Genomic DNA, 13124 nt, shown 5'->3' on the forward strand with positions numbered 1-13124 from the left:
TCAGTTCGGGCCGGTGGCGCGGCGTGCCAGCGCGGCATTGCCGGTGGAGCGCGGCGGCTCAGGCCGCGCAGGCGTGGGTGGGGCGGATCTCACTGGGCCATTGGGGTCCGTGGGTGCCTTGGCGAGTTCCTTGGTAGCAGGATTTGGCGCACCGCCATTGGCCGGCGTTTCCGGCCGGAGCGGGCGGGGCGCCGCGAACAGGAAGCCTTGCCCGAACCGGACGTCGAAGTCGAGCAGGTCGACCACGGCCCGTTCGCCCTCGATTCGCTCGGCGATCAGGTCGATTCCGAAACGGCCGAGCAGGTCGGAGAGATCGGCGGGGTGAATGTCGGAATTCGACGTCTGCTTGGGGTCGAGCAGGAGTGCTGCCGGTACCTTGATAAAGCGCACGCCGCGATCGGCGAGGTCGCGGGGCTCGATCCGCAAATCCGTGACGTGATCGATGGAGAAGCGGTAGCCGCGCTGGGCGAGGGCGGCGAGATGCTCGCTCTCGATCGGGCCGAGATTGCGGAACACGTTCTGCTTGAATTCCAGCACGAAGGATGGCGCCAGCGCGCGATTGGCTTCGAGAAAGTCGATGCATTGCGCGAAAGTTTCGGCATTCGACAGGGTTGCGCCGGCCATGTTGCAGAACACGCCGACATCCTTGTTGCGCACCATCAGGCGGCGCAGCACCTGCATGCAGCGCAGCAGCACGATGTGGTCGATCTGGCCCATCAGGCCTGCGGCTTCTGCGGGACCGATGAACTCGTCGGCGGTGATCACCTGATCCTTGTCGTCGCGCAGCCGCGTCATCGCCTCGTAGAAGCGCACCTTGCGCTGCGGCAGCGTGACCATCGGCTGCAGATAGATGTCGATGCGGTTGTCGGCGATGGCATCCTTCACCATGGCGGTGAACTGCGCATTGTCGCGCGCCGGCGCTGCCTCCGGCCGGACGACGATCGCAGGAGCCGTCGGTGTCACGGTGTCTTCGGCGACCTCGACGGCGGGCGGCACATCGGCAGCGGTCACGGGTTTGACCGGTGGCGATGGCGGCGCGATAGCGGCAGACGCGGTCGCCGGCATCGCCGTCAGCATGTCCTCATGGGTGGCGACCGATGTAGCGAGTTGCTTCACCAGCGCGCCCAATTCGCCGATCTCACCGGCGACGGTCTGGATACGGTCCTGATTGGCTGTGCCGGCGGATGCGATCTTGCTCTCGACCACGGCGAGGCGGCGGCCGAATTCGGCGACCTGCCGGGCAAGGTCGGCGGTGCCGCGCGACAGATCGGTGATCTGGCCGGTGGATTCGGTGCGGTCTTTGATGCGCATCGACACCGCGTTGTAGAGGATCATCACGGTCAGCGCTGTCAGTGCGACGATGGCCGATTCGTAGCCGCTGATGCCGGCGATCGCATACAGCACCAGGCCAAGCGAAGCTGAGACCAGCACCATGCAAATGCCGACAAAAATCGTGGAGATGCGGATCATAACGCGCGCAACATCCTCAAATCCAAACTCCTGAACGGCGCGGCGGAGGCACGGCCGCGAGCGCTCCCGCGCTAAGTATCCGGCCAACCTTAGCATTATTGTTGATTCGGAAAGCAGGGCTGGGAGAACTTGCCCACCGGTGCTTTTGCACCTCAGGCGCTGGCGCGGCCGAGCGTATCGGCCATGGCGGCGCCACGTGCGCCCATCGGTCGTCCCGGTCCGACGGTGGTATCCACGGCGGTCTGGTGCTCGATCTCGGAATTCAGTTCGGCCCCGCACAGAACGATGATCGCGGACATCCACATCCACATCATCAGGCCGATGGCGGCGCCGAGCGAGCCGTAAGTGGCGCTGTAATTGCCGAAATTGGACAGGTACCAGGACAGCAGCGCTGAGCCGGCGAGCCAGAGCAAGGCGGCGACGAGGGTGCCGATGCTGAGCCATTCCCAGCGCGCGCCGGGGCGGCTCGGACCAAAGCGGTAGAGAATGCCGAGCGCCAGCACGACCACGAGCAGCAGAAGTGGCCAGCGGGAGAGGCTGATGATCGTCTTGCTGTCGGTGGCGAGACCGATCCGGTCCAGTGTCAGCGGCAGCGCAACGACGGCGCTCACCATGAGAAGGAGCGCGGCAATGGCGCCGGTGGTGAAAGTGAGCGAGAGCATATTGAGCCTGATGAAGCTGCGCTTCTCGCGCTCGCCATAAACGACATTGAGCGCGTCGATCACGGCCTTCACGCCGGCATTGGCGCTCCACAGCGCCAGCGCAAGGCCGAACAGGAAGGTGAGGCCGAGTTTGGCCTGCCCGTTGGCGAGCACGCGCGCGATCTGGTCCTGCACGATCTGGAACGAGCCATCCGGCAGCATCAGCGCCAGCGTCTGCAGGTTGTCCGAAATCGTGGAAGCATCGGCAAACAGGCCATAGCAGGAGACCAGTGCGGTGATTGCCGGAAACACGGCGAGTAGGCCGAAGAACACGACCCCGGCCGCAATCGCCAGCAACCGGTCCTCATTGATCTGCTCATAGGTCCGCCACAGCACGTCCTTCCAGCCGGTCCATGGAATTTGCAGCGGGTTGGACGAATGGCGGCCGCGGCCGGACTGGGCGAGTTCGCGGGTGAATGTCTGTGGTGGCGGGACGTCGGTGTCGCCGATCGGTTGCGGCTCATCGACAACGGACCTCTCTACCGTGCGTGTCGAGAAAAAGCTCTGCAACGCGAGCACGGCAAAGGTGGTCGCTGCGACAAGCAGCAGACTGTCCGTGTCGGATCGGCGAACGACCATCAGGCGTTCGCTTTGCTCGCGGGTCTGCGGGCAGGGGCTGGCTGCGCAAGGCTGCGGCGCCGGGCGAAAGCCCAGCCGGCAAGCGTCGCGGCGAGCACCAGTCCGGCTTTCACCGGGCCGCTGCTCTGCGGGGGCTGTGCGGAGCGTGTGCTCGGCCTGAATTCGTTCGGCGCGGGTGCGCGATGCGGTGCGGCCGACGTGACCTGCTCATGCTTGCCGGGGCTCGCATTGATCGCGACGCGCAAGCGGCTCCCTAAGCTTGGAAACTGCTTCGATGGACGTTTCAGCCGGCTCGCAGCGAGGACGGCGAAGAGGGCAGCGAGCACCAGCAGCGATCCGCCGGTTGCGCCAAATGCCTGAAACAGGCCATAGCGCAATTCGACCCAGCGAAACAGCGCGGCGGCGCCCACCAGCAAGGTGGCAGTCAGAAAGACGCCTGCGGCAGCATAAAGTCCGGCAGCGACCGCATAAGAGACCGCGATGCCCTGGGTCTGCTCACTGCGGTCACGGACATAGGACGACGTGGCGCGCTTGACCTGATTGAGCTTGAGCGCGAGCCCTGTTCGCACCAGGGCGCTTGCGAGCGGTGGCATATGGAAAGCCTCGTTCTGCGCCGGCCAAAACGGCCGGTGTTTTACATTGAACGGGGAGAAAGGGGGAAAGGTTCCGGCTGGGGATGCCAGTCCTGCGCTTGCCGGTTTCTGCCGGCGCTGGTAACCCCCGTTGGTGTAAGTCAACATTGACTTGCAAGCGATAGACCGGACGACATGGCTGAAAAATCGAAAAAACCTCAGAAACTGCGCGCGCGTCTGCCGCGCGGCCTTGGCGACCGCGGACCGGCCGATATCGCCGCGACCCGGCGTATGACCGACACCATCCGCGAGGTCTATGAGCGCTACGGCTTCGAGCCGGTCGAGACCCCGACCATGGAATTCACCGATGCGCTCGGCAAATTCCTGCCGGACCAGGACCGGCCCAATGAAGGCGTGTTCTCGTTTCAGGACGACGACGAGCAGTGGATCTCGCTGCGCTACGACCTGACCGCGCCGCTGGCGCGCTATGTGGCCGAGCATTGGGACGCGCTGCCGAAGCCGTATCGCAGCTACCGTGCAGGTTACGTCTATCGCAACGAGAAGCCGGGCCCCGGCCGCTTCCGCCAGTTCATGCAGTTCGACGCTGATACGGTGGGCTCCGGCTCGCCGGCGGCGGATGCCGAGATGTGCATGATGGCGGCGGATGCGATGGAAGCGCTCGGCATTCCGCGCGGTAGCTATGTGGTGCGCGTCAACAATCGCAAGGTGCTTGATGGTGTGCTTGAAGCCATTGGGCTTGGTGGTGAGGAGAATTCAGGGCGTCGTCTCACGGTGCTCCGTGCTATCGACAAAGCGGACAAATTCTCTGGTGAAGAAGTTCGTAAACTTCTTGGCAAGGGCCGCTGGGACGGTGGTGAAGAAGGCAAAGGCGATTTTACGAAAGGGGCCAATCTGGAAGATTGGCAAGCTGACGTAATCCTAGCTACTTCAGTGGAGAGTGATCCTCAGGGCTTTGGAATTGGCGGCACCACTATTGCGATGCCTAATGGCAAGACGGTCAACGAAGTCAGCAGCCTGTATAGTGCGGGCCGCGACGAGCTTGAAGAGATCCAGGATCTGGTTCGCGCCAGTGGATACGAAATGGATCGCATCAAGATTGATCCATCCGTCGTCCGCGGCCTCGAATACTACACGGGCCCCGTCTACGAAGTTGAACTCACGCTTGAAACCAAAGACGAAAAGGGCCGCCCCGTTCGCTTCGGCTCCGTCGGCGGCGGTGGTCGTTACGATGGTCTCGTCTCGCGCTTCCGTGGCGAGCCGGTGCCCGCTACCGGTTTCTCCATCGGCGTCTCGCGCCTGCAGGCGGCGCTGACGCTGCTCGGCAAGATCGACACCACGCCGGATTTCGGCCCGGTCGTCGTCACCGTGTTTGATCGCGACCGTGTCGCCGATTATCAGAAGATGGTTGCGAGCCTGCGCAATGCCGGCATCCGCGCCGAACTCTATCTCGGCAATCCCAAGAACATGGGCAACCAGCTGAAATATGCCGACAGGCGCAATTCACCCTGTGTGATCATTCAAGGCTCCGACGAAAAGGCGACCGGCGAGGTGATGCTGAAGGATCTGATCCTCGGTGCCGGACTGTCGGATCTGGAAGGTGACCGCGACGCCTATCTGCAGAAGCAGGCAGAGGCGCAGACCAAGATCGCGGAAAACGATCTCGTCAGCGCGGTCCGCAAGATTCTCGACAAGCACGGCGTGAAGTGGAATTAATCCACGCGCCAACAATTGGTAGAGCAATGGGAGACATCAATGCCTGAGATCACGATCAACCTGGCGGCCGGCCGCACCGACGAGCAGAAGAAGGGCATGATGCTCGACATTACCCAGGCGCTGGTGAAGAACCTCGGCGTCACTGCCGACGCCGTCGTCATCCAGATCAACGAAGCGCCGCTCAACAATAAGATGAAGGGTGGCCAGACCTTCGTCGAGCGCGCAGCCGCCGCGGCGAAGAAGTAAGCCTCTATCCAAACACTGCAATATTCTGACGGCTGGCCATGATGGGCCGGCCGTTTCGATTCCACAGCGTCATCGCCTGGCTGGAATAACCGCCGGCGATCTGCTCGGCGACATTGCGGATCAGCCACCAGCCGTCATCGGTGGCGATCTCGTCGGTGAGCATGTCGATCGACCAGGTCATCGTGCTGATCGGCGACGGCGTTGTGGATCGAACGGAAGCTGCCGGCGGCGGCGCGTCGGCCAAGGCCAGCAACGCCACCAGCGACGGCTGGATGCCGGGCTCGCGGTGGCGCAGCCATAGCATCATCTGCGGATCCTCGCTGCCGCTGAACGGCATCGAGCCCCCCATATGCCGGCCTTCGATATGCTCCAGGAAACGCAGCGTCGGAGGCGCAAGGCGAAAGAAGTCCGGGCAATGCTCCGGTGCTTTCAGTTCCGGCGTCCCGGTCTCCACATGGGCAAAAGCCGATTCACGCGCGGCGCCGAAGCAGAACATGGCGCGGGTTGCGAGGCCTGCTTCGCCGACAAGATCGACGCTGGCGAACAGTGTCGATTTGCCCTTGCGCAGAACGCTGGTGCGCAACTGCAATGGACCGGGGGCCGGGCCGACGAAGGCGATCTGCGCCGAGCGAAGCGGCGGCACGGCACCGAATTCATTGAGCGCAGCCTGCATGCACAGTGCCGCGGCCAGACCGCCATAGACGGTACGGCCCTGTAGCCAGTCGTCGCTGACGCTGACGGCCCAACCGTCGCCGGAGCGCGTCATGGACGACATCAATGCGGTGAATTCGGTCATGGAGCTGCCCTTCGGAGTTTCCTGTCGCTGGCGTTGCGCACGCCATTGGGATGATTACCATCATCTATAGCGGGGAACGCTGCGGCGGGAAACATCCAGTCAGCGGGCGCGCGGCTCTATTGCGGCCGGTGCATGCCCTTCATCTTCTCCATGTCTTTGACATTCATCTTCATGCCGCCGGGCATTATGATGTCACCGGGCTTCTGGTCCGGCTTGCAGGCGCCGAGCCATTTGGCTTCCAGCTGCGTGGTGTTGTCACCAGTATTAGCCTTGGCGCCGCCGGTGCTCTGCGACGTGATCTTCATCGTATAGGCAGAGTTGAAATCGCCGGTGATCTCGGCATGCGACGTGCTGGTGGTGCCGCCGATATTGCAGACCGAATCCGTGACATAGCCCGTCGCGGTCTTCTTCATCTCGTTCTTCGAACACATATCCTTCGCCATCGGCGAGAAGGTCGTGTTCATGAACTTGTCGGTGGTCTCGTCCGTGCAGTGCTGCATCGTCATGCCGGGCATCCCGGCGCTGCCCTGCATCTTCATTTCCCAGAGCCCGGCCTTGCGTGCCGGCAACTCGATGGGATCGGCGATGGCGGGGATTGCCCACAACATCGCAATCGCGCTCAAAACGGAAACATTCAACAGTGAAACATAGCGTCGCATCATGCCTGATTCTCCCCAAGCCGATGAGACGCTGTGTCGCGTAAAAAAGTTCAGTAGCGAACGCGGAGCGGCCGATCCGAGGCGCCATAGGGCACCCAGCGGCAGGCGAACGAGACGTAGGCGCCATATTCCTGCGGTGCGCTCAGGAATTTCACGACCTTGCCGTAACGCGCGCAATGATCGATCGCCAGGGCGCGAATGTCGGTCTGGCTGATCAGGGATGTGGAGATGATGCCGCCGGTGTCATTGCCCTTGAATGGCGGCACCCAGTCGGCCTTGGCCGCGCTGCTCATGATCGCACCGCTCAGACCTGTAGCCAAAATCGCCAACCGAATCATTCGCATCACCGTCTCCATCGTCGTTATGGGCACCTTAGAGGGCATCGGCGACGCTGAAAAGAACGCCGTCCAGGTTCTGACAGAGTTGTGCGCTGGGTGTGGCCGCGGTGCACTTGACCCTGCACGGGCTTCGCGGCACGTTCCGGGAACAATCATCAGACGGCGGATTCCCCATGCGCGACCTCATTTCATCCTGGAAGAAAGCCGTCCTGGCTGCCGTTACCGGCGCCGTTCTCGGGCTTATGACCTTGGCTCCCGGCGCACAGGCTGCGAACCTGCTCGAGCTGAACTTCTGGCTGTCCGGGCCGAACTACGAGGGCCGTCTGGCGGATTGCGAAGCTGGTCTCTCGACGATTTCGTCCCAGTTCCAGGACAAGGAAAGCACCTTCTGGAATTCGGCGCTGCAGATCACCGGCTTTAGCCGTGTCCATGAGACCGCCTTCCGCCCCTGGACCTCCGACAATATTCCGCGCCGCTACTGCACCGCCGACGCGATGCTGACCGATGGCAAGACGCGCCAGGTGCATTATTCGATCATCGAGGACGGCGGCTTTGCCGGTTACGGCCAGGGCGTGGAATGGTGCGTCGTTGGTCTCGACCGCGACTGGGCCTATAACCCGCGTTGCCGGGCGGCGAAGCACTAAGCTTCGTTTGCGGATCCAACCCATTTTGTTCTTGAATTGTTCTTGATGCCTGATTAGGTTTGCCCTTCTCAGGGGTGGGGCGCGTCATGTTTCAGGCATTTCGATTTGTCGTTTCGCTTGGGTTTCTCGCGCTCGCGGCGCTGAGCGCCTATCCGGCCTCCGCCCAGGATCGCCGGCAGAATGCGCCGGGCGAATTCGATTTTTACGTGTTGTCGCTGTCATGGTCGCCGAGTTTCTGCGAGGCGGCTCAGGAGCGCGGCGGCAACAACCGCTCAGCCCAGATGCAATGCGGCGGCCGGCCTTACTCTTTCGTGGTTCATGGCCTGTGGCCGCAATATGACCGCGGCTTCCCGAATTACTGCGAGCGTCCGGCCCCGCGGCTGGCACGCAATATCATGCAGTCGATGCTCGACCTGATGCCCGCGCCCGGCCTGATCTTCAATGAATGGGACAAGCACGGCACCTGCTCCGGCCTCGGCCAGCGCGCCTATTTCGAAGCCATCCGCAAGGCGCGCGCCGGTATCAAAATTCCCGACGAATTTCTCGATCTGCAGCAGGCCAAGACGATTGCGCCGGACGCAATCGAGGAAGCCTTCATCAAGGTCAATCCGGGCCTCAGCAATTCGGCCATCGCCGTGACCTGCGATCGTAACCGCCTGACCGAGGTCCGGGTCTGCATGAGCAAGGATCTCCAGTTCCGCGCTTGCGAGGAGATTGACCGCCGCGCCTGCCGCCGCGATCAGGTGGTGATGCCGCCGATGCGAGGCGGCTAGCTCAACCGGCATTCCTAGCGTACTGCTGGCGCATGAATTATCGACACGCCTTTCACGCCGGCAACTTTGCCGATGTCATCAAGCATATCGTGCTGGTCCGTATCCTGACGCATCTGCAGGAGAAGCCGGCGCCGTTCCGCGTCATCGACAGTCATGCCGGCGCCGGGCTCTATGACCTGACCGGCGATGAAGCCACACGCTCCGGCGAATGGACCACCGGCATCGCGCGCGCCCTGCAGGCGCGGTTCAGCGAAGCCAGTGCGCCGCTGGTCGCGCCCTATCTCGACATCGTCCGGTCATTCAATGCGCCGCGCGAACTCAAAGCCTATCCCGGCTCGCCGCTGATCGCGCGCGCCTTGATGCGGCCGCAGGACAGCATGGTGTGCTGCGAGGTCGAGCCCACGGCGCGGAAGAAGCTGATCTCGGCGCTGCGCAGGGACGAGCAGGCCCGCGTGGTCGATATCGATGGCTGGGTCGGCCTGCCGGCCTATGTGCCGCCGAAGGAACGACGCGGCGTGGTGCTGATCGATCCGCCCTATGAAGACAAGAACGAGTTCGCGCGGATGGCTGCAGTGTTCGAGCAGGTCTATGCCAAATGGGCGACCGGCATTTACATGCTGTGGTATCCCGCCAAGAGCCGCCGCGCCACCGATGAGCTGGCGCAGCACGTCGCCGCGACGGCCGCTGCATCCGCTACACCTGGTAAATGCCTGCGCCTCGAATTCAGCGTTGCACCGCAAACGGCGGATGGTCCGCTGACCTCAACGGGACTTTTGATCGTCAATCCGCCGTGGAAGCTTGCTGCCGAGCTCAAGGAAATCCTGCCGCAGCTCGAGAAGCCGCTTGGCCTTGGCGGCGCTGGACGCTTCCGGCTCGAGACCGCCAAACCCTGACGTCGCACGGCCTGCGCTGAACTACGCAAACTCCAACTATCAAACGGCGCCGCCAAAAACGGTAGTCAATCCCGGCGGAACCGTATTAAGCTGCTGGCATTATGACTGGCTTTACGTTCCGCTTCCGCGAATGGTTGCGGCGGAGTGACGTGGCCCAAATCGATATTGAAACAAGGCCTAGCTTCCGTGGAGTGAATGTCCGGTCGGTCGCAGCGCGAAAGCGCCGCGGCGGAGCATTGCGGGGAGGGACCCGATGGGCATGAGCGGTACGGTCAAGTTTTTCAATGGCGAGCGTGGCTACGGCTTCATCAAGCCGGACGATGGCGGACGGGACGTGTTTGTGCACATTACCGCAGTCGAGCGCGCTGGCCTGAAGGACCTGATCGAAGGACAGCGGATCACCTTCGAGGTCGAGCCCGACAAGAAGGGCAAAGGCCCCAAGGCGGTCAATTTGGTCATCACAGGATAGCGGCGGATCCAGCTTGGGAGTGGGCCATAAAAAAATCCCGGCCGCAGCGCGGCCGGGAGTGAATGGCGATGGTTTCTTGTACTTGGAGTCGACGTATCTGGAGACGAAGTACTTGAATAGAGGTCCGGACGCGAGGCGTCCGGAGCCGGACTTAGAAGTGATAGTTCACGCCGATACGCACAGTGCCGAAGCTGAGCGCGCTGTCGGTGCCGGTGAGCGTGTAGGTGTTCTTGGACAGATCGACATAGAGATATTCGATCTTGGCGGTCCAGTTCTGGTAGATGCCGACCTCGGCGCCGACGCCGGCGGTCCAGCCGACCGAAGTCTGGGACTGCTGCAGGCCGTTCAGCTCGGCTTCGAGGCTGCCGAAGGAGAGGCCGGCGGTGCCGTAGAGCAATACGTTGTTGAAGGCGTAGCCGATGCGGCCGCGCGCGGTGCCGAACCAGGGGTTCGAGAACTTGTAGGTGGCGAAGCGGTCATCCGCGCCGGTGCCCTGAAGATCGCCTTCGAGACCGAACACGATGTTGCCGCTCTGCCAGTTGTAGCCGCCCGTCACGCCGCCGGCGATGCCTGAGGGCTTCGCACCGGTGTTGGAGACGCTGCCCCATTCGTAACCGAGAGTGGCGCCGAGATACGGGCCGGCCCAGCTATAGGCGTTGAGCGGCTGGGCAACGGTATAGGGGGCGCGCGACCGGTAAGGCATGTCCGCCGCATGTGCTGTTGTCGCACCTGCAGCCACGAGGGCGACTGCCGCGAACGCAAACTTACTCATCTCAACTCTCCAAACTACGCGTTACTGCCGGCCCATGGGAGCGCGCTCGGGATCTGCCGAACGAAGCCTTAGGGTTACGGAATTCCATCATTTATCGAGACGATTTATCGAGAGTTTTAGATTAAGCGGTCCTTAACGGCCCTCAGCGGCGCCGTATTGGCGTTAAAAGAGTCTTACTTTTGGCAATCCGCGAGTTTCCCGGGCGGGCGGCCAAAATCCTGTGGCCTGCCGCGAGCAGCCGGAAAACCGGCCGTTGCGAGGGCATTTCCGGTCGCACGAATGCTGGCGATGACCCGCTGCAGCGCCTAAATTGGGCTCATGATTCAAGACCCCACCGAGCCGCTGCACGAGACATCATCCGAGCCCGCAGCAGAGCCAGGTTCCGACAGCCCTAGTTCCGGGCAGGCCACCCAGTCCACCTTGCAGGCGCCACCCGATCTCGAACCGGAACCCGCGGCCGCCGACGACGAGGAAGACGGAGCGCTCCCGGATGCTGGCGATGACGATTCCGGCGACGTGGTCGCTGAGGGCCCGCTGGCGATCGGCCGCGCGGCCATCGAACATGCCGTGCGCCATGCCCCGACCTCGCCGGGCGTCTACCGGATGCTGAATGCGGCCAACGATGTGCTGTATGTCGGCAAGGCCAAGAACGTGAAGAAGCGGTTGTCGTCCTATGCAAGGCCGACCGGGCAGGTGATGCGCATCGCACGCATGATCGCGGCGACCGTGGTGGTGGAAATCATCTCGACCGCGACCGAGACCGAAGCATTGTTGCTTGAGGCCAATCTCATCAAGCAGCTGCGTCCGCGATTCAACGTGCAGCTCCGCGACGACAAGTCCTTTCCGTATATTCTGATCTCGGGCGATCACTGGGCGCCCCAGATTCTGAAGCATCGTGGCGCGCAGTCGCGGCCCGGCCGCTATTTCGGTCCATTCGCGTCGGTGGGCGCGGTCAACCGCACCATCACGGCCCTGCAGCGCGCGTTCCTAGTGCGGTCGTGCACGGATTCCTTTTTCGAAAGCCGCACGCGTCCGTGTCTGCTGTATCAAATCCGCCGCTGCTCTGGCCCCTGCACCGGCGAGATCGATTTTCCAGGCTATACCGAACTGGTACGCGAGGCGAAGGACTTCCTGTCCGGCCGCAGCCGGGCGGTGAAGCAGCTATTGGCCGGCGAAATGGAGAAAGCGTCGGAAGAACTCGCCTTCGAGCGCGCCGCGCTGTATCGCGACCGCCTTGCAGCCCTGTCTGCCATCCAGTCGCAGCAAGGCATCAATCCGCGCACCGTGGAGGAGGCCGACGTCTTCGCCATCCATCAGGAAGGCGGTTATTCCTGCGTCGAGGTGTTCTTCTTCCGCACCGGCCAGAACTGGGGCAACCGCGCCTATTTCCCCAAGGCCGAAAAATCATACACGCCGGAGGAAGTGCTCGGCTCGTTTCTGGCGCAGTTCTACGAGGACAAGCCGCCGCCGAAGATGGTGCTGCTGTCGCATGCCATCGAGGAAAGCGAGCTGCTGGCCAGCGCGCTCGGCGTCAAGGCAGGTTTCAAGGTCGAGGTGCTGACGCCGCAGCGCGGCGAAAAGAAAGAGCTGGTCGTCCATGCACTGACCAACGCCCGCGAGGCGCTTGGCCGCAAGCTCGCCGACACGGCGACGCAGACGCGTCTGCTGGAAGGCATGTCGAAGATGGCGGGCATGGCCACGGTGCCGAAGCGCATCGAAGTCTATGACAATAGCCATATCCAGGGGACAAACGCAGTCGGTGCCATGATCGTGGCGGGGCCGGATGGCTTCATCAAGAACCAGTACCGCAAGTTCAACATCAAGTCGGAAGGGCTCACGCCCGGTGACGACTACGGGATGATGAAGGAGGTGCTGCAGCGCCGTTTCAAGCGTCTGCTGGCGCCACCGGTTGAGGGCGAGGTGGTCAAGCCGAAGGACGATGACGTGCCGCTCTGGCCGGATCTGGTCATCATCGATGGCGGCCGCGGCCAGCTCAATGCAGTCAAGGAGATCTTCGACGAGCTGAAGCTGACCGATGTGACCCTGATGGCTGTGGCCAAGGGGCCGGATCGTGACGCCGGCCGCGAGACCATGTTCATTCCTGGCCGCGATGCCATCAAATTGGAGCCCCGGGACCCCGTTCTGTATTTTATCCAGCGGCTGCGCGACGAGGCGCATCGGTTCGTCATCGGATCGCACCGCACACTGCGCAAGAAGGACATCCGCGAGGCCGGATTACAGGAAATCCCGGGGATCGGCCCAACCCGCAAGCGGGCACTCCTGCACCATTTCGGAACGCTGAAAGAGATCGAGCGGGCCTCCGTAGGCGACCTCGGCAAGGTTCCTGGCATCTCGGCCGAGAGCGCCCGCAAGATTTTCGACTTTTTTCACCCCCAGCCGGTGGCCAGATGACCGCAAAGATGGACGAGACGTAATCTGGCTGTCGCATGCCTTGGGGCAGTTTTGCGGTAAACTAAG

General features: G+C 62.6%; 14 protein-coding genes. 7 read left to right on the forward strand and 7 right to left on the reverse strand.

From position 1 onward, the window contains the following. The 3 genes from AB7813_RS25980 to AB7813_RS25990 all read right to left on the reverse strand — a co-directional run bounded on the left by AB7813_RS25980 (window position 1) and on the right by AB7813_RS25990 (window position 3343). Window positions 1–1470 carry an EAL domain-containing protein gene (locus AB7813_RS25980; protein WP_441228744.1) on the reverse strand — a complete coding sequence of 490 codons (1470 nt, stop codon included), beginning with the start codon at window positions 1468–1470 and terminating at the stop codon, window positions 1–3. 152 nt (window positions 1471–1622) lie between these two features. Then, window positions 1623–2750 (reverse strand): YihY/virulence factor BrkB family protein, encoded by a 1128-nt coding sequence (locus AB7813_RS25985; protein ID WP_441228745.1) that lies wholly within the window; start codon window positions 2748–2750, stop codon window positions 1623–1625. Beyond that, window positions 2750–3343 (reverse strand): phage holin family protein, encoded by a 594-nt coding sequence (locus AB7813_RS25990; protein WP_441228746.1) that lies wholly within the window; start codon window positions 3341–3343, stop codon window positions 2750–2752. The genes AB7813_RS25985 and AB7813_RS25990 overlap by 1 nt, the downstream gene beginning before the upstream one ends. 174 nt (window positions 3344–3517) lie before the next feature. On the opposite strand from AB7813_RS25990, the gene hisS reads away from it, so the two are divergent. Together hisS and AB7813_RS26000 are read left to right on the forward strand one after the other, a co-directional pair. Further along, a complete protein-coding gene (gene hisS / locus AB7813_RS25995; protein ID WP_441228747.1) occupies window positions 3518–5056 on the forward strand; it encodes a histidine--tRNA ligase in 1539 nt (512 codons plus the stop codon). Between the two features lie 39 nt (window positions 5057–5095). Further along, window positions 5096–5302 (forward strand): tautomerase family protein, encoded by a 207-nt coding sequence (locus AB7813_RS26000; protein ID WP_093759344.1) that lies wholly within the window; start codon window positions 5096–5098, stop codon window positions 5300–5302. Window positions 5303–5306: 4 nt separating this feature from the next. Here the strand turns inward: AB7813_RS26000 and AB7813_RS26005 are convergent, their stop codons facing one another. The 3 genes from AB7813_RS26005 to AB7813_RS26015 form a co-directional block, all read right to left on the reverse strand. After that, a complete protein-coding gene (locus tag AB7813_RS26005; protein WP_441228748.1) occupies window positions 5307–6098 on the reverse strand; it encodes a thioesterase family protein in 792 nt (263 codons plus the stop codon). Window positions 6099–6214: 116 nt separating this feature from the next. Continuing rightward, window positions 6215–6757, reverse strand: coding sequence for a DUF3617 domain-containing protein (locus AB7813_RS26010; protein ID WP_441229006.1), 543 nt, complete (start codon window positions 6755–6757; stop codon window positions 6215–6217). Window positions 6758–6807: 50 nt separating this feature from the next. Continuing rightward, the gene (locus AB7813_RS26015; RefSeq protein ID WP_441228749.1) at window positions 6808–7101 is read right to left on the reverse strand and encodes a hypothetical protein; all 294 of its coding nucleotides are present in this window, start codon (window positions 7099–7101) and stop codon (window positions 6808–6810) included. 167 nt (window positions 7102–7268) lie between these two features. Between AB7813_RS26015 and AB7813_RS26020 the strand changes: the two genes are divergently transcribed. The 4 genes from AB7813_RS26020 to AB7813_RS26035 all read left to right on the forward strand — a co-directional run bounded on the left by AB7813_RS26020 (window position 7269) and on the right by AB7813_RS26035 (window position 9874). Beyond that, the gene (locus AB7813_RS26020) at window positions 7269–7739 is read left to right on the forward strand and encodes a hypothetical protein (protein ID WP_089261833.1); all 471 of its coding nucleotides are present in this window, start codon (window positions 7269–7271) and stop codon (window positions 7737–7739) included. A gap of 86 nt (window positions 7740–7825) precedes the next feature. After that, window positions 7826–8512: a ribonuclease T2 family protein gene (locus AB7813_RS26025; protein ID WP_439074018.1), complete on the forward strand. Its 687-nt coding sequence runs from the start codon at window positions 7826–7828 to the stop codon at window positions 8510–8512. Window positions 8513–8544: 32 nt separating this feature from the next. Further along, window positions 8545–9405, forward strand: a complete 861-nt coding sequence (locus AB7813_RS26030) for a 23S rRNA (adenine(2030)-N(6))-methyltransferase RlmJ (protein ID WP_441228750.1) — start codon at window positions 8545–8547, stop codon at window positions 9403–9405. A 253-nt stretch (window positions 9406–9658) separates the two neighbouring features. After that, window positions 9659–9874 (forward strand): cold-shock protein, encoded by a 216-nt coding sequence (locus AB7813_RS26035; RefSeq protein WP_068731145.1) that lies wholly within the window; start codon window positions 9659–9661, stop codon window positions 9872–9874. A gap of 151 nt (window positions 9875–10025) precedes the next feature. On the opposite strand, the gene AB7813_RS26040 is transcribed toward AB7813_RS26035, so the two are convergent. Then, entirely contained in the window at window positions 10026–10646 is a 621-nt protein-coding gene (locus AB7813_RS26040) for an outer membrane protein (protein ID WP_068731146.1), read from the reverse strand. Between the two features lie 318 nt (window positions 10647–10964). On the opposite strand from AB7813_RS26040, the gene uvrC reads away from it, so the two are divergent. After that, entirely contained in the window at window positions 10965–13058 is a 2094-nt protein-coding gene (gene uvrC / locus AB7813_RS26045) for an excinuclease ABC subunit UvrC (protein ID WP_441228751.1), read from the forward strand. Window positions 13059–13124: the final 66 nt, after the last annotated feature.

The organism is Tardiphaga sp. 20_F10_N6_6 (assembly GCF_052076045.1).
GTDB lineage: Bacteria > Pseudomonadota > Alphaproteobacteria > Rhizobiales > Xanthobacteraceae > Tardiphaga > Tardiphaga robiniae.

Coding starts and splice junctions, on each gene's coding strand:
- AB7813_RS25985 (WP_441228745.1), bottom strand. CDS start 2,750: ATGGTCGTTCGCCGATCCGACACGGACAGTCTGCTGCTTGTCGCAGCG.
- AB7813_RS26000 (WP_093759344.1), top strand. CDS start 5,096: ATGCCTGAGATCACGATCAACCTGGCGGCCGGCCGCACCGACGAGCAG.
- AB7813_RS26005 (WP_441228748.1), bottom strand. CDS start 6,098: ATGACCGAATTCACCGCATTGATGTCGTCCATGACGCGCTCCGGCGAC.
- AB7813_RS26020 (WP_089261833.1), top strand. CDS start 7,269: ATGCGCGACCTCATTTCATCCTGGAAGAAAGCCGTCCTGGCTGCCGTT.
- AB7813_RS26025 (WP_439074018.1), top strand. CDS start 7,826: ATGTTTCAGGCATTTCGATTTGTCGTTTCGCTTGGGTTTCTCGCGCTC.
- uvrC (WP_441228751.1), top strand. CDS start 10,965: ATGATTCAAGACCCCACCGAGCCGCTGCACGAGACATCATCCGAGCCC.
- AB7813_RS26010 (WP_441229006.1), bottom strand. CDS start 6,757: ATGCGACGCTATGTTTCACTGTTGAATGTTTCCGTTTTGAGCGCGATT.
- AB7813_RS26035 (WP_068731145.1), top strand. CDS start 9,659: ATGGGCATGAGCGGTACGGTCAAGTTTTTCAATGGCGAGCGTGGCTAC.
- AB7813_RS26040 (WP_068731146.1), bottom strand. CDS start 10,646: ATGAGTAAGTTTGCGTTCGCGGCAGTCGCCCTCGTGGCTGCAGGTGCG.
- AB7813_RS26030 (WP_441228750.1), top strand. CDS start 8,545: ATGAATTATCGACACGCCTTTCACGCCGGCAACTTTGCCGATGTCATC.
- AB7813_RS25990 (WP_441228746.1), bottom strand. CDS start 3,343: ATGCCACCGCTCGCAAGCGCCCTGGTGCGAACAGGGCTCGCGCTCAAG.
- hisS (WP_441228747.1), top strand. CDS start 3,518: ATGGCTGAAAAATCGAAAAAACCTCAGAAACTGCGCGCGCGTCTGCCG.
- AB7813_RS26015 (WP_441228749.1), bottom strand. CDS start 7,101: ATGCGAATGATTCGGTTGGCGATTTTGGCTACAGGTCTGAGCGGTGCG.
- AB7813_RS25980 (WP_441228744.1), bottom strand. CDS start 1,470: ATGATCCGCATCTCCACGATTTTTGTCGGCATTTGCATGGTGCTGGTC.